This window comes from Pseudomonas sp. SBB6 (genome assembly GCF_024213215.1).
Taxonomy (GTDB): Bacteria; Pseudomonadota; Gammaproteobacteria; order Pseudomonadales; family Pseudomonadaceae; genus Aquipseudomonas; species Aquipseudomonas donghuensis.
The window spans coordinates 119605-137662 of the sequence record NZ_JANAVH010000011.1; the positions used below are offsets into that span (position 1 = coordinate 119605).

The 18058-nt window shown below is 63.7% G+C and carries 18 protein-coding genes; 14 read left to right on the forward strand and 4 right to left on the reverse strand.

What is annotated here, in order from left to right; all coding sequences use genetic code 11:
- The first annotated feature begins 157 nt into the window (after positions 1-157).
- A complete protein-coding gene (locus NLX68_RS20430) occupies positions 158-1714 on the forward strand; it encodes a beta (1-6) glucans synthase (RefSeq protein ID WP_254285560.1) in 1557 nt (518 codons plus the stop codon).
- Positions 1715-1780: 66 nt separating this feature from the next.
- Here NLX68_RS20430 and NLX68_RS20435 read toward each other — a convergent pair whose 3' ends face one another.
- Positions 1781-2137: a hypothetical protein gene (locus NLX68_RS20435; RefSeq protein WP_254285561.1), complete on the reverse strand. Its 357-nt coding sequence runs from the start codon at positions 2135-2137 to the stop codon at positions 1781-1783.
- A gap of 241 nt (positions 2138-2378) precedes the next feature.
- Between NLX68_RS20435 and NLX68_RS20440 the strand changes: the two genes are divergently transcribed.
- Positions 2379-3677 (forward strand): serine/threonine protein kinase, encoded by a 1299-nt coding sequence (locus tag NLX68_RS20440; protein ID WP_254285562.1) that lies wholly within the window; start codon positions 2379-2381, stop codon positions 3675-3677.
- Positions 3670-4473: a VacJ family lipoprotein gene (locus NLX68_RS20445; RefSeq protein ID WP_254285563.1), complete on the forward strand. Its 804-nt coding sequence runs from the start codon at positions 3670-3672 to the stop codon at positions 4471-4473. Before NLX68_RS20440 ends, NLX68_RS20445 begins: the two co-directional genes overlap by 8 nt.
- A 6-nt stretch (positions 4474-4479) precedes the next feature.
- On the opposite strand, the gene NLX68_RS20450 is transcribed toward NLX68_RS20445, so the two are convergent.
- Both NLX68_RS20450 and NLX68_RS20455 read right to left on the reverse strand, forming a co-directional pair.
- On the reverse strand, positions 4480-5640 hold the full coding sequence (locus NLX68_RS20450; protein WP_254285564.1) for a patatin-like phospholipase family protein: 1161 nt from the start codon (positions 5638-5640) through the stop codon (positions 4480-4482).
- Between the two features lie 103 nt (positions 5641-5743).
- A complete protein-coding gene (locus tag NLX68_RS20455) occupies positions 5744-6676 on the reverse strand; it encodes a lipid A biosynthesis lauroyl acyltransferase (RefSeq protein WP_254285565.1) in 933 nt (310 codons plus the stop codon).
- A 121-nt stretch (positions 6677-6797) separates the two neighbouring features.
- Between NLX68_RS20455 and minC the strand changes: the two genes are divergently transcribed.
- From minC to NLX68_RS20490, 7 genes are all read left to right on the forward strand, one after another.
- Positions 6798-7547 (forward strand): septum site-determining protein MinC, encoded by a 750-nt coding sequence (minC, locus tag NLX68_RS20460; protein WP_010224186.1) that lies wholly within the window; start codon positions 6798-6800, stop codon positions 7545-7547.
- Positions 7548-7643: 96 nt separating this feature from the next.
- Positions 7644-8456: a septum site-determining protein MinD gene (gene minD / locus NLX68_RS20465; RefSeq protein ID WP_010224187.1), complete on the forward strand. Its 813-nt coding sequence runs from the start codon at positions 7644-7646 to the stop codon at positions 8454-8456.
- Positions 8457-8459: 3 nt separating this feature from the next.
- Positions 8460-8714 (forward strand): cell division topological specificity factor MinE, encoded by a 255-nt coding sequence (minE, locus tag NLX68_RS20470; protein WP_010224188.1) that lies wholly within the window; start codon positions 8460-8462, stop codon positions 8712-8714.
- A 108-nt stretch (positions 8715-8822) separates the two neighbouring features.
- Positions 8823-9458: an RluA family pseudouridine synthase gene (locus NLX68_RS20475; RefSeq protein ID WP_254285566.1), complete on the forward strand. Its 636-nt coding sequence runs from the start codon at positions 8823-8825 to the stop codon at positions 9456-9458.
- 137 nt (positions 9459-9595) lie between these two features.
- Entirely contained in the window at positions 9596-10885 is a 1290-nt protein-coding gene (locus NLX68_RS20480) for a M18 family aminopeptidase (protein ID WP_254285567.1), read from the forward strand.
- A gap of 169 nt (positions 10886-11054) precedes the next feature.
- Complete coding sequence (locus NLX68_RS20485) at positions 11055-11219, forward strand: hypothetical protein (protein ID WP_010224196.1); 165 nt, start codon at positions 11055-11057, stop codon at positions 11217-11219.
- Positions 11220-11267: 48 nt separating this feature from the next.
- Positions 11268-13427, forward strand: coding sequence for a mechanosensitive ion channel domain-containing protein (locus tag NLX68_RS20490; RefSeq protein ID WP_254285568.1), 2160 nt, complete (start codon positions 11268-11270; stop codon positions 13425-13427).
- Here the strand turns inward: NLX68_RS20490 and phnR are convergent.
- Positions 13424-14137: a phosphonate utilization transcriptional regulator PhnR gene (gene phnR / locus NLX68_RS20495; protein WP_010224200.1), complete on the reverse strand. Its 714-nt coding sequence runs from the start codon at positions 14135-14137 to the stop codon at positions 13424-13426. The two genes, NLX68_RS20490 and phnR, sit on opposite strands and share 4 nt — an antisense overlap.
- 293 nt (positions 14138-14430) lie before the next feature.
- Between phnR and NLX68_RS20500 the strand changes: the two genes are divergently transcribed.
- The 4 genes from NLX68_RS20500 to NLX68_RS20515 all read left to right on the forward strand — a co-directional run bounded on the left by NLX68_RS20500 (position 14431) and on the right by NLX68_RS20515 (position 18057).
- Positions 14431-15495, forward strand: a complete 1065-nt coding sequence (locus NLX68_RS20500; RefSeq protein ID WP_254285569.1) for an ABC transporter substrate-binding protein — start codon at positions 14431-14433, stop codon at positions 15493-15495.
- A gap of 132 nt (positions 15496-15627) precedes the next feature.
- Positions 15628-16434 carry an alkaline phosphatase family protein gene (locus NLX68_RS20505; RefSeq protein ID WP_010224202.1) on the forward strand — a complete coding sequence of 269 codons (807 nt, stop codon included), beginning with the start codon at positions 15628-15630 and terminating at the stop codon, positions 16432-16434.
- Positions 16431-17273, forward strand: a complete 843-nt coding sequence (locus tag NLX68_RS20510) for an ABC transporter permease subunit (RefSeq protein ID WP_254285570.1) — start codon at positions 16431-16433, stop codon at positions 17271-17273. The genes NLX68_RS20505 and NLX68_RS20510 overlap by 4 nt, the downstream gene beginning before the upstream one ends.
- Complete coding sequence (locus NLX68_RS20515; protein WP_038993990.1) at positions 17260-18057, forward strand: ABC transporter permease; 798 nt, start codon at positions 17260-17262, stop codon at positions 18055-18057. Before NLX68_RS20510 ends, NLX68_RS20515 begins: the two co-directional genes overlap by 14 nt.
- Position 18058 lies beyond the last annotated feature (1 nt).

The window sequence follows — 18058 nt, forward strand, 5'->3', positions numbered from 1 at the left end:
GTAACGACCTCAAGGCAACGAGAAACGACATCACATCGCCAGCAACGTGGATCGTGACATCAAGCAACATCCACCACGGCTAACTTTGCCGCCCAAGGCTTTGGCCTGAGCCATTTGCAGGTACTATTGCCGGCTTTGTTCCCAGACGGTCCGATCCATGTCCTCGACTGCGCGCTTCCCGCTTTTACCCTACCTGTTCGCCTGCCTACTGGGCCTGTTTGCCCTGGGAGGCCTGTGGTACGGCCTGGGCAAACCGGTGGTACTGCCGGATGCAGCCAGCGCTTCACACAAGCTGCAGTGCGCCTCCTACACGCCATTCGACAAGGACCAATCACCCTTCGACCAACCGTTCCAGCTGCGCCCGGCGCGCATGGACGCGGACCTGGCCTTGCTGGCGCAGCGCTTCGAGTGCATCCGTACCTATTCGATGACCGGGCTTGAGGCGATCCCGGACCTGGCCCGCAAGCATGGCCTGAAGGTGATGCTCGGCGCCTGGATCAACGCCAACCCGGTGGATTCGCAAAAGGAGGTCAAGGCCCTGATCGCCTCGGCCAATGCCAACCCGGATGTGGTCAAGGCGGTGATCGTCGGCAACGAAACCCTGCTGCGCAAGGAAGTCACCGGCCCGCAACTGTTGGCGCTGATCAACCAGGTAAAAAGCCAGGTCAGCGTGCCGGTGACCTACGCCGATGTCTGGGAGTTCTGGCTGCAACACCCCGAGATCGCCCCGGCGGTGGACTTCCTGACCATCCACCTGCTGCCCTACTGGGAAGATGATCCCAAGAGCATCGACGATGCCCTGGTGCACGTTGGCGAGATTCGCCAGGTGTTCGGCAACCGCTTCGCGCCCAAGGACATCGTCATTGGCGAAACCGGCTGGCCGAGCGAAGGCCGCCAGCGCGAAACCGCCCTGCCCAGCCGGGTCAACGAAGCGCGTTTCATCCGTGGCTTCGTGGCCATGGCCGAACAGCAGGGCTGGAAGTACAACCTGATCGAAGCCTTCGACCAACCGTGGAAACGTGCCAGCGAAGGCGCCGTAGGCGGTTATTGGGGCCTGTATGACGCCGATCGCCAGGACAAGGGCATCCTTGAAGGGCCGGTGAGCAACCTGGCGTTCTGGCCGCAGTGGCTGGGCGTCGGTGTTGCGCTGTTCGCCACTACCCTGCTGCTGGCCGGGCGTGTGCGCGGTACCCGCGCGGCCTTGCTGGTGCCGTTGCTGGCGGCACTGGGCGCCGCCAGCCTGGGCCTATGGGGCGAAATGGTGCGAATCAATAGCCGATTTGCCGGAGAGTGGATCTGGGCCGTCTTGCTGGCGGGCCTCAACCTGCTGGTACTGGCCCATGGCGCGCTGGCGTTGTCGCAGCGTCAGGGTTGGCGTGGGCGCGCCTTCGCCTGGCTTGAAGCACGTGCCGGAGGGTGGTTGCTGGCGGCAGGTTTTGCCGCGGCGGTGAGTATGCTGGCGCTGGTGTTCGACCCGCGCTATCGCAGTTTCCCGAGCCCGGCACTGTTGTTGCCAGCGGTCGTGTACCTGTTGCGGCCGGTACCGGCACGCCGGGCCGAAGCAGCCTTGCTGGCGTTGATCGTTGGCGGCGGCATTGCCCCGCAGTTGTTCCTTGAAGGGCTGAGCAACCAGCAAGCGCTGGTCTGGGCCGGGGTGAGCGTGCTGATGGTGGCGGCGTTGTGGCGCAGCTTGAGGGTTCGGGTTCAGCAGTGAGCCATCGCGGGGCAAGCCCGCTCCTACACTGTTTGTGGGAGCGGGCTTGCCCCGCGAATAAGGCAACTAACGCCGCACCAGCCTCAACCCCGCCAGCACCACTGCAAACACCGCAATGCTCGCGGTATACAACACCAGCGCCGGAATCCCGCACACCAGCGCCGCCACCGCCAGGCGCCAACCTGCGCGCCCCGGCACCAGCGTGGCCAGCAGCGCCAGGCCCAGGGCCGACCAGGCCAGCAGCCTGAAGTGAATCATCAAGCCCATGACCGAGCGCGCCTGGCAGCCCCACAGTTGTGCCTGATCGGCGCAGGTGGCGAGCCAGTGGGCGTCCTCCATCAGCACATAGCGCAGCCCATAGCTTGCCGCCAGCCACAAAGGCAGGAACACCAGCAAAGCGATCAGCGGTAAACGACGGGACATGCGACACTCCAGAAACGTGAAATCGGCGCCCAGCATAATCGTCCGAGGCGTCTATGCAAGGCAAAAGCGCCAGCCTCAACTACTTTGTCCTGTAGATAAGTGGAACCAAATGTTGCGTATCCTCAATGGGCATCGGCAACATCTGGGACGATAAATGCCGGAGCGCCAGGCAACTTTGCCGGGGCCATCATGGTCCTAGCCTGCGTAACGCACTTTGCCGCTGTATTTTTGGGGATCCGTCATGCTTCGTTCTCTGCGCCTCGCTGCCCTGTTGGGCGGCTTTATCTCGAGTGCGTGCGCTTGGGCACAAACCATCGACGCCGCCAGCTACGGCTACCCGTTGACCAACCCGTTCGAGGCGACCATTGCCACGACGCCTCCGGAGCTACGCCCGGAACTGCCCAGCGACGACGACATCACCCAGTCCGACTACAGCCTGAACCTGCGTCCGGAGCGGGCCTTCACCCTGCCGGACAACTTCTGGCCGGTCAAAAAGCTCAAGTACCGCCTGGCCCGCCAGGACCACGAAGCGCCGCTGATGTTTCTGATCGCCGGCACCGGCGCGCCCTACTCCAGCAGCATCAACGAATACCTGAAGAAGCTCTATTACAAAGCCGGCTATCACGTGGTGCAGCTGTCGTCGCCGACCAGCTTCGACTTCATCACCGCCGCCTCGCGCTATGCCACCCCCGGGGTGACCAAGGAGGATGCCGAAGACCTGTACCGGGTGATGCAGGGCGTGCGCGCCCAGCACCCGCGCCTGCCGGTCAGCGAGTACTACCTCAGCGGTTACAGCCTCGGCGCCCTGGACGCCGCATTCGTCAGCCACCTGGACGAGACCCGGCGCAGCTTCAACTTCAAGCGCGTGCTGCTGTTAAACCCGCCGGTCAACCTCTACACCTCGATCAGCAACCTCGACAAGCTGGTGCAGACCGAGGTCAAGGGGGTCAACAACAGCACGACGTTCTATGAGCTGGTGCTCAACAAGCTGACCCGCTATTTCCAGCAGAAGGGCTACATCGACCTCAACGATGCCCTGCTCTACGACTTCCAGCAGTCACGCCAGCACCTGTCCAATGAGCAGATGGCGATGGTCATCGGTACCTCGTTCCGCTTCTCGGCGGCCGATATCGCCTTTACCTCCGACCTGATCAACCGCCGCGGCCTGATCATCCCGCCCAAGTACCCGATCACCGAAGGCAGCAGCCTCACGCCGTTCTTCAAGCGGGCCCTGCAATGCGACTTCGACTGCTACCTGACCGAGCAGGTGATCCCCATGTGGCGCGCCCGCACCGACGGCGGCAGCCTGCTGCAACTGGTCGACCAGGTCAGCCTCTACGCACTCAAGGATTACCTGCAGCAAAGCCCGAAAATCGCCGTGATGCATAACGCCGACGACGTCATCCTCGGCCCTGGCGACCTGGGTTTCCTGCGTAGCGCCTTTGGCGAGCGCTTGACCCTGTACCCTCATGGCGGCCATTGCGGCAACCTCAATTACCGCGTCAACAGCGACGACATGCTGGAGTTCTTCCGTGGTTAAACGCCTATTGATCATTAGCGCGCTGCTGGCCTGTGGCATGGCCGAGGCGGTTGAAGAAACCGCGCCGCGCGCCAGCGTCATCGAAGCCAATAACGTCGATAGCGATGGTTTCACCGAGCCGCTCAAGGCACTGAAATTCAACCCGGGCCTGGACCAGCGCGAATTCGAACGCTCGACCCTGGCGGCGCTGAACGTCTACGACCCGCTGGAATCGATGAACCGGCGCATCTATCACTTCAACTACCGCTTCGACCAATGGGTATTTCTGCCGGTGGTCAATGGCTACCGCTACATCACCCCGCATTTCGTGCGCAGTGGCGTAAGCAACTTCTTCAGCAACGTTGGCGATGTGCCGAACCTGTTCAACAGTCTGCTGCAGTTCAAGGGCAAGCGCTCGATGGAAATCACCGCGCGGTTGCTGCTCAACACCACCATCGGCGTCGCCGGCCTGTGGGACCCGGCCAGCAAGATGGGCCTGCCGCACCAGAGCGAGGACTTCGGCCAGACCCTGGGCTTCTACGGTGTGCCAGACGGCCCATACCTGATGCTGCCAATCCTCGGCCCCTCGAACCTGCGCGATACCGGTGGCCTGGTGGTGGACTACAGCGCCGAGAACTGGATCAACTTCCTCAATGTCGCCGAGGTCAGCAGCAACCACCCGGAAGTCTTGGCCTTGCGCGCCGTCGACAAGCGCTACACCACCAGTTTCCGTTATGGCCAGCTGAACTCGCCGTTCGAGTACGAGAAGGTGCGCTACGTCTACACCGAGGCGCGCAAGTTGCAGATCGCCGAGTAAGCGGCTTCAGCTGAGCGGCGGCAGGCCAAGAAACGCGCACAGTTCGCGGCGCTTGGCCAGGGCGTCGCGGCGCCCGAGTTCGATCAGTTCGCTGCAGTAGCCGGCTTCGAACAGCAGGTAGCTGAGTACCCCCGCCCCGCTGGTTTTGGTCGCCCCCGGACCACGCAGGAACAGGCGCAAGGCGGCAGGCAATTCACGCCGGTGGCGGGCGGCGATCTCATCCAGGGGCTGGCTGGGCGCGACCACCAGTACCTCGACCGGCGCCAGGCCCAAACGCCGGCGCTCCAGGTGTTCCGGCATCAGGTGGCTGAGGTGATTGAGCCGCTGCAGCAACTCGATATCGTCTTCCAGGCTGTCAATGAATGTACTGTTGAGCATGTGCCCGCCAATCTGTGCCAGGCTCGGTTGCTGGCCACTGAAGATGCGCGGTTGCAGGTCGCCTGCCGTGGGCCGCTGCGGGTTGCCGCTGACCCCGACCACCAGCACCCGGCTGGCGCCCAGGTGCAGCGCCGGGCTGATCGGCGCCGATTGGCGCACCGCGCCATCGCCGAAGAACTCCTCGCCAAGCTTGATCGGCGCGAACAGCAACGGGATCGCCGAACTTGCCAGCAGGTGTTCGACGCTCAGGCGGGTCGGCAGGCCGATCCGCCGGTGGCGCAACCAGGGATCGATAGCGCCCCTGCCCTGGTAGAAGGTCACCGCCTGACCGGATTCATAACCGAAGGCGGTTACCGCCACCGCATGCAGGTGCTGGCGCTCGATGGCCTGGTCGATGCCGTTCATGTCCAGGTGCTGGTTGAGCAGCTTGCGCAAGGGTGAGCTGTCGAGCAGCGCCACCGGCACTGGCGCGCCGAGGCCGAGCAGGTTGTGGCAAACGAAACGGCTGGCCTGGCGGATCACTCCGGGCCAGTCGCTGCGCAGCACCTGATGGCTGCGAAAGCCCTGCCAGAAGCTGGTCAGGCGGCGGATGGCGTCGGCAAAGTGGATCGCGCCGCTGGCCAGGGTCACGGCATTGATGGCGCCGGCCGAGGTGCCGACGATCACCGGAAAGGGATTGGCCGCACCCGGTGGCAACAGGTCGGCGATGCCGGCCAGCACACCGACCTGGTAGGCGGCGCGGGCGCCGCCGCCGGAGAGGATCAAGCCGGTGATCGGTTTTGCTGCCATGGGTTCCTCCCGCCAATTGTGTCGCCCCTATCGCCGGCAAGGCCGGCTCCCACAGGTTCAGGGCTGGCTCGCCCCTGTGGGAGCTGGCTTGCCAGGGATAGCCTCAACGCCGTTTTTCGTAGAGCTTCGGCGCCCCTGGCGGGCGCGACTTGAAGCGCCGGTGCGCCCACAGGTACTGCTCCGGGCATTCGCGCAGGGCCGCTTCGATCCATTGATTGATGCGCAGGCAATCGGCCTCTTCGGTCTCGCCAGGGAAGTCCGTAAGCGGCGGATGGATCACCAGCTTGTAACCGCTGCCATCGGCCAGGCGCTGCTGGGTGAAGGGAATCACCCGCGCCTTGCCCAGCCGGGCAAACTTGGTCGTCGCGGTGACGGTCGCCGCCTCGATGCCGAACAGCGGCACGAACAGGCTCTGCTTGGCGCCGTAGTCCTGGTCCGGTGCGTACCAGATGGCGCGCCCGGCGCGCAGCAGCTTGAGCATGCCGCGCACGTCCTCACGCTCCACCGCCAGCGAATCGAGGTTGTGCCGCTCGCGGCCACGGCGCTGGATGAAATCGAACACCGGGTTGCCGTGTTCGCGGTACATGCCGTCGATGGTGTGCTCCTGGCCCAGTAGTGCAGCGCCGATCTCCAGGGTGGTGAAGTGCAGGGCCATGAGGATGGCACCCTGGCCATCACGCTGGGCGGCCTGCAGGTGCTCAAGCCCCTCGATGTGCGCCAGGCGCGCCAACCGGGCCTTTGGCCACCACCAGCTCATGGCCATTTCGAAGAAGGCGATGCCGGTGGAAGCGAAATTTTCCTTGAGCAGACGCTGCCGTTCGACGGACGGTAGCTCGGGGAAACACAGCTCCAGATTACGCGCCGCAATGTAGCGGCGCTCGCCGGCCACCCGGTACATCAGCGCCCCCAGGGCACGGCCGATCACCAGCAATACCCGGTATGGCAGCTGCACGATCAGCCACAGCAGGCCCAGGCCCAGCCACAGCGGCCAGAAGCGCGGGTGCAGAAAGTAACGACGAAAACGCGGGCGATCCATTAAAGATTCCGGAAAGACAAGGGCCGGGCATTCTACAACGGTTCGGCACAGGTTGCGGGCAACCGGTGTTCTCGTTATAAGTCTGGGCACTTTTTCGTAACAAGCCGCCCTAATGCAGACCATGAGCCAAACCCAAACGCCAGACCAAGACCCCGTGTTCCAGCTCAAGGGCAGCATGCTCGCCATTACCGTGCTCGAGCTTGCCCGGAACAACCTCGAAGGCCTCGACCGGCAGTTGGCGGCCAAGGTGGCCCAGGCGCCGAATTTCTTCAGCAACACCCCGCTGGTGCTGGCCCTGGACAAGCTCCCGGCCGGCGAAGGCGCAGTCGACCTGCCCGGGCTGATGCGCGTCTGCCGCCATCACGGCCTGCGCACCCTGGCCATCCGTGCCAGCCGAATCGAAGACATCGCCGCAGCGATCGCCATCGACCTGCCGGTGCTGCCACCGTCCGGTGCCCGTGAGCGGCCGTTGGAGCCGGAGCCGGAAGTGAAGAAGCCCGAGCCGGCCCCGGCCCCGCCGCCACCGCCGGAACCGAGCATCCGCCCGACCAAGATCATCACCACGCCGGTACGCGGCGGCCAGCAGATCTACGCCCAGGGCGGCGACCTGGTGGTGGTGTCGTCGGTCAGCCCGGGGGCGGAACTTCTCGCCGATGGCAACATCCATGTGTACGGTGCAATGCGTGGGCGGGCACTGGCCGGGATCAAGGGCAACACCCGGGCGCGGATCTTCTGCCAGCAGCTGACCGCCGAGATGGTCTCGATCGCCGGGCAATACAAGGTCTCCGAAGACCTGCGCCGCGATCCGCTGTGGGGGGCAGGGGTGCAGGTCAGCCTGTCCGGTGACGTGTTGAACATCACCCGTCTTTAACGGATACTTGCCGCCATTTTCTGCGCAACTTTTTTCGATGTTGCCGTTTTTGTATTTTTTGGGACTCGACGTCCTTTTCTTTAGGGGTGAAACACCTTGGCCAAGATTCTCGTGGTTACATCCGGCAAGGGTGGTGTGGGTAAGACCACCACCAGCGCCGCTATTGGTACCGGCCTCGCATTGCGCGGCCACAAGACTGTCATTGTCGACTTCGACGTCGGCCTGCGTAACCTCGACCTGATCATGGGCTGCGAACGCCGCGTGGTGTACGACTTCGTCAACGTGGTCAACGGCGAAGCCAACCTGCAGCAAGCACTGATCAAGGACAAGCGCCTTGAAAACCTCTACGTGCTGGCCGCAAGCCAGACCCGCGACAAGGACGCGCTGACCCAGGAAGGCGTGGAAAAAGTCCTGATGCAGCTCAAAGAGGACTTCGAATACGTGGTCTGCGACTCGCCGGCCGGTATCGAGAAAGGCGCCCACCTGGCCATGTACTTCGCTGACGAAGCGATCGTCGTGACCAACCCGGAAGTCTCCTCGGTACGTGACTCGGACCGTATGCTGGGCCTGCTGGCGAGCAAATCGCGCCGCGCCGAACGCAACGAAGACCCGATCAGGGAACACCTGCTGATCACCCGCTACCACCCGGAGCGCGTCAGCCAGGGCGAAATGCTCGGCGTCGAAGACGTCAAGGAAATCCTTTCGGTGACCCTGCTGGGCGTGATTCCGGAATCCCAGGCGGTGCTCAAGGCATCCAACCAGGGCGTGCCGGTGATCCTTGACGACCAGAGCGATGCTGGCCAGGCCTATAGCGATACCGTTGACCGCCTGCTGGGCAAAAACGTGGAACATCGGTTCCTTGATGTGAAGAAGAAGGGATTCTTCGAGCGCCTGTTTGGAGGCAACTAACCAATGAACCTTTTTGACTTCTTTCGTGCCAGCAAAAAAGTAAGCACCGCCTCGGTCGCGAAAGAGCGTCTACAGATCATCGTGGCGCACGAGCGCGGTCAGCGCAGTACTCCGGACTACCTGCCAGCCCTGCAGAAGGAACTGGTGGAAGTAATCCGCAAGTACGTCAACATCGGCTCCGATGATGTGCAGGTCGCTCTGGAAAACCAGGGCAGCTGCTCGATCCTGGAACTCAACATCACCCTGCCCGATCGCTGATAGCGTTTTCGGGCACCCTGTGGGAGCGGGCTTGCCCCGCGATAGCGATCTGTCAGTCATATCGCATCGCGGGGCAAGCCCGCTCCCACAACTATTTTGGAACACGCAATGCCGCTGTCCAACGTTCACATCCTGCATGAAGATGACGCCATCCTGGTGGTCAACAAGCCGACCCTGCTGCTGTCCGTGCCGGGCCGGGCCGAAGACAACAAGGATTGCCTGATCACCCGCCTGCAGGAAAACGGCTACCCCGATGCCCTGATCGTCCATCGCCTGGACTGGGAAACCTCGGGGATCATCCTGCTGGCCCGCGACGCCAACAGTCACCGCGAACTGTCCCGCCAGTTTCACGACCGTGAAACCGAAAAAGCCTATACCGCCTTGTGCTGGGGCCAACCGGAGCTGGACAGCGGCAGCATCGACCTGCCGCTGCGCTACGACCCGCCGACCAAGCCGCGCCACGTGGTCGACCATGAGCAAGGCAAGCATGCCCTGACGTTCTGGCGTATCGTCGAGCGCTGTGGCGATCATTGCCGGGTCGAGCTGACGCCGATCACCGGGCGCTCGCACCAGTTGCGCGTGCACATGCTGTCGATCGGTCACCCGCTGCTGGGCGATCGCCTGTATGCCTGCCCCGAGGCGCTGGCGGCCCATGAGCGGCTGTGCCTGCATGCGAGCATGCTGAGCTTTACCCACCCGGTCTCCGGGGAGCGGCTGCGCTTCGAGTGTCCGGCGCCGTTCTGATCGACCGCAGCGCTCCAATCGCCGGCAAGGCCGGCTCCCACAGGACCTGTGTGGGAGCCGGCCTTGCCGGCGATGGGGTCCGCACAAATCCCCAGCCAAGTACGCTAAACTCGCGCCACTGCTGTCTGGAGTGACCTATGCGCGATGCACTGAACCAAGGCCTGATCGACTTCCTCAAGGCCTCCCCTACGCCGTTCCATGCCACCGCCGCCCTGGCCCAGCGCCTCGATGCCGCCGGTTACCAGCGCCTGGACGAGCGCGACAGCTGGGCCACCGTGGCCGGCGGTCGCTACTACGTTACCCGCAACGATTCCTCGATCATCGCCTTCAAGCTCGGCCGTCACTCGCCGCTGCTCGACGGTATCCGCCTGGTCGGCGCCCACACCGACAGCCCGTGCCTGCGGGTCAAGCCGCAGCCCGAGCTGCAACGCCAGGGCTTCTGGCAACTGGGCGTGGAAGTCTATGGCGGCGCCCTGCTCGCGCCGTGGTTCGACCGCGACCTGTCGCTGGCCGGGCGGGTGACCTTCCGCCGTGATGGCAAGGTCGAAAGCCAGCTGGTCGACTTCAAGCTGCCGATCGCGGTGATCCCGAACCTGGCGATCCACCTCAACCGCACCGCCAACGAAGGCTGGGCAATCAACCCGCAGACCGAACTGCCGCCGATCCTGGCCCAGGTCGCCGGTGACGAGCGCGTGGATTTTCGCGCCCTGCTCACCGACCAACTGGCCCGCGAGCACGGCCTGAACGCCGATGTGGTGCTGGACTACGAACTGAGTTTCTACGACACCCAGAACGCCGCCCTGGTCGGCCTGCACGGCGAGTTCATCGCCGGTGCCCGCCTGGACAATCTGCTGTCCTGCTATGCCGGCCTGCAGGCGCTGCTCACTGCCGACAGCGATGAAACCTGCGTGCTGGTATGCAACGACCACGAAGAGGTGGGCTCTTGCTCGGCCTGTGGCGCCGACGGCCCGATGCTCGAACAGACCCTGCGCCGCCTGCTGCCCGACGGCGACGATTTTGTCCGCACGATCCAGCGTTCGCTGCTGGTCTCGGCCGATAACGCCCACGGCGTGCACCCCAACTACGCCGAGAAGCACGATGGCAACCACGGACCCAAGCTCAATGCCGGCCCGGTGATCAAGGTCAACAACAACCAGCGTTACGCCACCAACAGCGAAACCGCCGGTTTCTTCCGCCACCTGTGCATGGCCGAGGAAGTACCGGTGCAGAGCTTCGTGGTGCGCAGCGACATGGGTTGCGGCTCGACCATCGGCCCGATCACCGCCAGCCATCTGGGCGTGCGCACCGTTGACATCGGCCTGCCGACCTTCGCCATGCACTCGATCCGCGAACTGTGCGGCAGCCATGACCTGGCGCATCTGGTCAAGGTGCTGACGGCGTTCTATCGCAGTCGCGATTTGCCTTGATAGAAGCATCGCGGGGCAAGCCGCTCCCACAGAGATCACTGTGGGAGCGGCGGTGCGACGGCTCGACTTGCCCCGCGATGAGATCCACCAGCCTGACCCCGATCAACCCCCTTCCCGGCGATTCCCGCTATGCTTGAGCCATAACTTTCAAGCACAAGGACCTTGCCGCATGTCAGCCTTCCAATCCCTGTTCCTTCCGGTCATCGCCGGCCTGATCCTGCTGACCGTGGGCTTCAACCTGCGCGACCGCAATATCGGCGTGCTGATGATGTGGATCGGTACCCTGGGCATGATCGGCATCATGTGCTGGAAGATCCTCGAGAAACTCAACTGACAAATACACTACACTCGGGCGATTGATCGTTTTGAGGTTGATTGTCCGGTGCCTGCCTTTTTCCGCGTTGTTCTCCTGCTCCTGCCTTTGCTCTTCGTTGCGCCAGCGCACGCCGCCGGCCTGCCGGGCCTGCTCGGCGGCGGCAGCAAGGCCCAGCCCGAAGCCACGGAGCCCCTGGGCCAGTCGCTGGACGAAGTGATCAAGACCCTGGAGAACGACCAGCAACGCAGCAAGCTGCTGGCCGACCTGAAAAAACTGCGCGACAGCACCAAGCAAGCGCAACCCAGTGCCGAGCAAGGCGTGCTGGGCCTGATCGGCAGCACCTTCAACGAGCTGGAAAAACAGTTCAGTGGCGAGGCCAGCCCGTTCAACCGCTGGACCCGCGAACTGGAGCTGGCGCAGATCGAGCTCGACGCCCGCCTGGTGCCCTGGCACGAATGGCCGCCGATCCTCTTCGGCTTTGCCGCGATCATTGCCCTGTGGAGCCTGCTGGCCTACGCCCTGAACTGGGTCGGCCACCAGCTGCGCCTGCGCTTTGGCCTCACCGAAGAACTGCCGCAACATCCACGCACCTGGGACCTGGTGCGCTTTGCCCTGCGCAAGCTCGGGCCCTGGCTGGTGGCGCTGGTGATCACCGTGTACCTGAGCTTCGCCCTGCCCTCGTCACTGGGCAAGTCGATGGCCATGGTCCTGGCCTATGCGCTGGTGGTGGGCACCTGCTTCTCGGCGATCTGCGTCATCGCCTTCTCCCTGCTCGACGGCCCGCACCGTCACCGCGCCTTGCACATCCTCCGCCACCAGGCCTTCCGCCCGCTGTGGCTGATTGGCAGCTTCGCCGCCTTCGGCGAGGCCATGAACGACCCGCGCATGGCCGGTGCCCTGGGCGATCACCTGTCGCACACCCTGGCGACCCTGGCCAACATCCTCGCCGGGTTGTCCACCGGGCTGTTCATCCTGCGCTTTCGCCGGCCCATTGCCCACCTGATCCGCAACCAGCCGCTGTCACGGCGCCTGACCCGCCGGGCGCTGAGCGACACCATCGAAATCCTCGGCACCTTCTGGTACCTGCCAGCGCTGGTGCTGGTGGCGATTTCGCTGTTCGCCACCTTTATTTCCGCCGGCGACACCAGCACCGCCCTGCGTCAGTCGCTGATGTGCACGGTGCTGGTGATCCTGTGCATGGTCATCAACGGCCTGGTCCGCCGCCACGCTCTCAAGCCGCAACGGGCCAACCGCCGCCAGGCGGTGTACTCGGAGCGCCTGAAAAGCTTCGTCTACACCCTGGTGCACCTGAGCATCTGGCTGGTGTTCATCGAACTCGGCCTGCGCGTCTGGGGCTTCTCGCTGATCGGCTTTGCCGAAGGCGAAGGCCATGAAGTGGCGGTGCGCCTGCTCGGCCTGGCCGGCACCTTGATCGCCGCCTGGCTGGTCTGGATTCTCTCCGACACCGCCGTTCACCACGCCCTGACCCGCTCGCGCAAAGGCCTGGCCAACGCCCGCGCACAAACCATGATGCCGCTGATCCGCAACGTGCTGTTCGTGGCGATTTTCATCATTGCGGTGATCGTCGCCCTGGCCAACATGGGAATGAACGTCACCCCGCTGCTGGCCGGTGCCGGTGTCATCGGCCTGGCCATCGGTTTTGGTGCGCAATCGCTGGTTGCCGACCTGATCACCGGGCTGTTCATCATCATCGAAGACTCCCTGGCCATCGACGACTATGTCGATGTCGGCGGCCACCTGGGCACGGTCGAAGGCCTGACCATCCGCACCGTGCGCCTGCGCGACATCGACGGTATCGTCCACACCATCCCGTTCAGCGAAATCAAAAGCATCAAGAACTACTCCCGCGAGTTCGGCTACGCGATCTTCCGTGTGGCCATCCCGCACAGCATGAACATCGACCAGGCCATTACCCTGATCCGCGATGTCGGGCAGAAGATGCGCAACGATCCGCTGATGCGCCGCAACATCTGGTCGCCGCTGGAGCTGCAAGGCGTGGAGAGCTTCGAGTCGGGTTCGGCAATCCTGCGTGCCCGCTTCAAGACCGCGCCGATCAAGCAGTGGGAAGTGTCGCGTGCCTTCAACCTGGCGCTCAAGCGTCAGCTCGACGAAGCTGGCCTGGACCTGGCCACCCCGCGCTTGAGCGTGCAGGTGATCAGCGCCGACGCCAGCACCCCGTTCAGCGAAACCCCCACCAAGGCCTAACCGGCTTCGGCCTTGATGCGGATCGCGTCATGGCGCCAGTACTCCAGGTCACAGTCGATCAGCCGCCCGTGCTGGTCGCTGTTGACCCGGGTGATGTGCAGGCCGGGGCTGCCGGCCGAGACCTTGAGCGCCGTGGCCGCCGCCACCGGCAAGGCGGTGGGCAAAATCTCGAAACGCACCCGGCCGTATTCGATGCCATAGCGACGGGCATAAAGCTCGGTCAGCGACTGGCTCAGGTCGTGTTCAAGAATCCCCGGGAAGTAGTCGGGGTTCAGGTAGTGCTCGGCATACAGCACCGCACGGCCATCTATCCGGCGTAACCGGCAGATCTGAATCACGCTCGACAGCGGCGCCAGCTGCAACCGTGCGCACACCGCTGCCGCCGCCGGCTGCAGGCGCGCCGACAACAGCTCGGTGCGCGCTTCGCGGCCCTGGTCGCGGACCATGGCGTGAAAATGGCTGCGCTCGATCAGGTCGTAGGTCAGCCGCTCGGGCGCGACGAACCAGCCGCGCCGCTCCTCGCGGTAAATCAAGCCGCGCGCCTCCAGTTGCACCAGCGCTTCACGCAGGGTGATGCGCGTGGTGTCGAACACCTCGCTGAGCTTGCGTTCGGCCGGCAGCTTGCAGCCGGGCGACAGGAGGCCATGCTCGATCTGCTCCTGCAGGGCATGACAGATGGCTGTTACTGCTCGCGGTGGCAGTGGCTGCATCAAAGGTTACCTATCTGGACTAGTCCAGCACCGGCAGCGCCCACTTTTGGCGCCTTCAGGGCTATGAGAATAGTGCAAGCCTAGGCACTGCAGATGAATGCCAGATGACAGCCAGGGTGGTCTACGCTTGATTTTCAGGGGCGCAAGCCCTGGCCGGCAGCACGCCTGGACATCAAATTGTCATGCAACAGGCCTACCTTGGCTCAGGTATTGCTGACCTAGACCAACCGAACCGCAACAACGTCCAACAACACCATTCGCGTTTTGCAAGGCACCCCATCAAGGAGCTTCGGATGAAACAGTTTTTTCTGGCGTCACTGTTAGGCTCGAGCATTGCTCTGTGCACCACGGCCATGGCCGCCGACACCGACCTCAAGGCCCTCGAGGAGGCTGCCCGCAAGGAAGGCGTGGTCAATAGCGTGGGCATGCCCGATGCCTGGGCCAACTGGAAAGGCACCTGGGACGACCTGGCGAAAAAATACGGCCTCAAGCACATCGACACCGACATGAGCTCGGCCCAGGAAGTGGCCAAGTTCGAGGCTGAAAAAGACAACGCCAGTGCCGACATCGGTGACGTCGGCGCCGCCTTCGGCCCGATCGCCGTGGCCAAGGGCGTGACCCAGCCGTACAAGCCAAGCACCTGGGCGCAGATCCCGGATTGGGCCAAGGATAAAGACGGCCACTGGGCCCTGGCCTACACCGGCACCATCGCCTTCATCATCAACAAGCAGTTGGTGAAGGAACAAGACATGCCGAAAACCTGGCATGACCTGGAAAAAGGCAAGTACAAAGTCGCCATCGGTGACGTCGGTACCGCCGCCCAGGCCGCCAACGGCGTACTGGCCGCCGCCATTGCCTACAAGGGCGACGAGAAAAACATCGAACCGGGCCTGCAGCTGTTCACCAAGCTGGCCCAGCAAAAGCGCCTGTCGCTGGCCAACCCGACCATCCAGACCCTGGAAAAGGGCGAGATCGAAGTCGGTGTGGTCTGGGACTTCAACGGCCTGAGCTACCGCCAGCAGATCGACCCGAAACGCTTCGAGGTGCTGATCCCGTCTGACGGCTCGGTGATCTCCGGCTACACCACGATCATCAACAAGTACGCGAAAAACCCCAACGCCGCCAAGCTGACCCGCGAGTACATCTTCAGCGATGCCGGGCAGATCAACCTGGCTGAAGGCCACGCCCGGCCGATCCGTGCCGAGCACCTGAAGTTGCCGGCCGAGGTTCAGGCCAAGCTGCTGCCTAACGAGCAGTACCGCGCCGTACAGCCGATCAAGGATGCGGCGGCGTGGGAAGCGACCTCCAAGGCCCTGCCGCAGAAGTGGCAGGAGCAAGTGATCATCGAGATGGAGTGAACCTTTGGGGGGTGTCAGGCAGCCCCTGCCGCCCCGATCGCTGGCAAGCCAGCTCCCACAAGGTCCGGTGTATGCAGTACCTGTGGGAGCTGGCTTGCCTGCGATGAGGTCAGCCACAATTGCGGAGTCCCTATGAACCACAACGTCATCCTGGTCCTGCTCGATGGCCTCAACCATCAGGTCGCGCACCACGCCATGGGCCATCTGCATGCTTATGTCGAAGCCGACCGCGCCGCGCTATACCGGGTCGAATGCGAGCTGCCGTCGTTGTCGCGGCCGCTGTACGAATGCATCCTCACCGGTGTCGCGCCCATCGACAGCGGCATCGTCCACAACAACGTCAACCGCCTGTCCAACCAGCGCAGCGTGTTCCACTACGCCCGCGAAGCCGGCCTGGGCACGGCAGCCGCGGCCTATCACTGGATGAGCGAGCTGTACAACCGCTCGCCCTTCGACCCGCTGCGCGACCGCCATACCCACGCGCCCAAGCTGCCGATCCAGCACGGGCTGTTCTACTACGCCGATCACTACCCTGATTCGCACCTGTTCGCCGACGCCGAATACCTGCGCCGCCGTCATGCACCGAACTTCCTCCTGGTGCACCCGATGAACATCGACGACGCCGGGCATCGCCACGGCCTGGACAGCAGCCAGTACCGCAACAGCGCACGCAGCGCCGACATCCTCCTGGCCGACTACCTGCGCACCTGGCTCGAAGAGGGTTACCAGGTACTGGTCACCGCCGACCACGGCATGAACAACGACCGCTCGCATAACGGCCTGCTGGCCGAGGAACGCGAAGTACCGCTGTTCGTCTTCGGCGAGGCGTTCAGCCTCGACCCGGTCGCCAAGCCCCTGCAGACCGAGCTGTGCGGCACCCTCTGCGAACTGCTCGGCGTGCCCCACGACAAACCGGTGTGCCGGGAGCTGCTCAAGTGAATTCGATCACGCGCGGCAAATGGCTGGCCCTGCTCTGCCTGCTGCCTTTCACAGTGTTTTTCATCATTTTCCAGATCGCCCCGCTGGCCTGGGTAATGCTCCACAGCGTGCAGGTGGAATCGAACTGGGGCCTGGATAACTTCAGCAAGGTGTTCAGCTCGAAGTTCTATCGCCAAGCGATCCAGCACAGCCTGGAAATCAGCTTCTGGTCGAGCCTGTTCGGCATCCTCATCGCCATCCTCGGCAGCTACTCGTTGCGCCGGGTCGATTCGCGCCTGCGCGACTTCGTCAACGCCTTTGCCAACATGACCAGCAACTTCGCCGGCGTGCCGCTGGCCTTTGCCTTCATCATCCTGCTCGGCTTCAACGGCGCGCTGACCATGCTGCTCAAGCAGGCCGGGATCATCGAAGACTTCAACCTCTATTCCAAGAGCGGGTTGATCATCCTCTACACCTACTTCCAGATCCCCCTTGGCGTGCTGCTGCTCTACCCGGCTTTCGACGCCCTGCGCGAGGACTGGCGTGAATCGGCCGAGCTGCTCGGTGCCGGCGCCTGGCAATACTGGCGGCACATCGGCCTGCCGGTGCTCACACCGGCCCTGCTGGGCACCTTCGTGATCCTCCTGGCCAACGCCCTGGGCGCCTACGCCACGGTCTATGCGCTGACCACCGGCAACTTCAACGTGCTGCCGATCCGCATCGCCGCGCTGGTGGCCGGCGATATCTCGCTGGACCCGAACCTGGCCAGCGCCCTGGCGGTCATCCTGGTCGGGCTGATGACCCTGGTGACCTTCGTCCATCAATGGCTGTTGAAGCGGAGCTACCATGTCGCGCGCTGAACCGGGCACCTCGTCGCTGTACCACCGCCTGGTGGTCTACCTGCTGTTCATCATCCTCCTACTGCCACTGGCCGGCACCCTGCTCTACTCGCTGGCCACCAGCTGGTCGGCCAGCCTGTTGCCCAGCGGCCTGACCTTCAAGTGGTACCTGGCGCTGTGGAGCGACCCGCGTTTTCTCGCCGCCTTCGGCCAGTCGCTGCTGGTCTGTGTCGGCGCCCTGCTGCTGTCGGTGCTGCTGATACTGCCGTTGTTGTTCGTGGTCCATTACCACTTCCCGCGGCTCGATGCGCTGATGAACATCCTCATCCTGCTGCCCTTCGCGGTGCCGCCGGTGGTGTCGTCGGTGGGCCTGCTGCAGCTCTACGGCTCGGGGCCGATGGCCATGGTCGGCACGCCGTGGATCCTGATCGGCTGCTACTTCACCGTGGCCCTGCCGTTCATGTACCGGGCGATCACCAACAACCTGCAGGCGATCAACCTGCGCGACCTGATGGACGCCGCCCAGCTGCTGGGTGCCAGCACCTTCCAGGCCGCCTTCCTGGTGGTGTTGCCGAACCTGCGCAAGGGCCTGATGGTGGCCTTGCTGCTGTCGTTCTCGTTCCTGTTCGGTGAGTTCGTGTTCGCCAACCTGCTGGTCGGCACCCGCTACGAGACCCTGCAGGTGTACCTCAACAACATGCGCAACAGCAGCGGCCACTTCAACAGTGCCCTGGTGGTTTCCTATTTCCTCTTTGTGCTGGTGCTGACCTGGGCAGCCAACCGCCTGAACAAGGACAAGTCCTGAT

Bases quoted from the DNA above. Each gene is read 5' to 3' on its own strand.
- NLX68_RS20485 (WP_010224196.1), top strand. From the start codon at position 11,055: ATGTCAGCCTTCCAATCCCTGTTCCTTCCGGTCATCGCCGGCCTGATC.
- NLX68_RS20505 (WP_010224202.1), top strand. From the start codon at position 15,628: ATGAACCACAACGTCATCCTGGTCCTGCTCGATGGCCTCAACCATCAG.
- NLX68_RS20515 (WP_038993990.1), top strand. From the start codon at position 17,260: ATGTCGCGCGCTGAACCGGGCACCTCGTCGCTGTACCACCGCCTGGTG.
- minC (WP_010224186.1), top strand. From the start codon at position 6,798: ATGAGCCAAACCCAAACGCCAGACCAAGACCCCGTGTTCCAGCTCAAG.
- NLX68_RS20450 (WP_254285564.1), bottom strand. From the start codon at position 5,640: ATGGCAGCAAAACCGATCACCGGCTTGATCCTCTCCGGCGGCGGCGCC.
- NLX68_RS20455 (WP_254285565.1), bottom strand. From the start codon at position 6,676: ATGGATCGCCCGCGTTTTCGTCGTTACTTTCTGCACCCGCGCTTCTGG.
- phnR (WP_010224200.1), bottom strand. From the start codon at position 14,137: ATGCAGCCACTGCCACCGCGAGCAGTAACAGCCATCTGTCATGCCCTG.
- NLX68_RS20475 (WP_254285566.1), top strand. From the start codon at position 8,823: ATGCCGCTGTCCAACGTTCACATCCTGCATGAAGATGACGCCATCCTG.
- NLX68_RS20435 (WP_254285561.1), bottom strand. From the start codon at position 2,137: ATGTCCCGTCGTTTACCGCTGATCGCTTTGCTGGTGTTCCTGCCTTTG.
- NLX68_RS20480 (WP_254285567.1), top strand. From the start codon at position 9,596: ATGCGCGATGCACTGAACCAAGGCCTGATCGACTTCCTCAAGGCCTCC.
- NLX68_RS20440 (WP_254285562.1), top strand. From the start codon at position 2,379: ATGCTTCGTTCTCTGCGCCTCGCTGCCCTGTTGGGCGGCTTTATCTCG.
- NLX68_RS20500 (WP_254285569.1), top strand. From the start codon at position 14,431: ATGAAACAGTTTTTTCTGGCGTCACTGTTAGGCTCGAGCATTGCTCTG.
- minE (WP_010224188.1), top strand. From the start codon at position 8,460: ATGAACCTTTTTGACTTCTTTCGTGCCAGCAAAAAAGTAAGCACCGCC.
- NLX68_RS20430 (WP_254285560.1), top strand. From the start codon at position 158: ATGTCCTCGACTGCGCGCTTCCCGCTTTTACCCTACCTGTTCGCCTGC.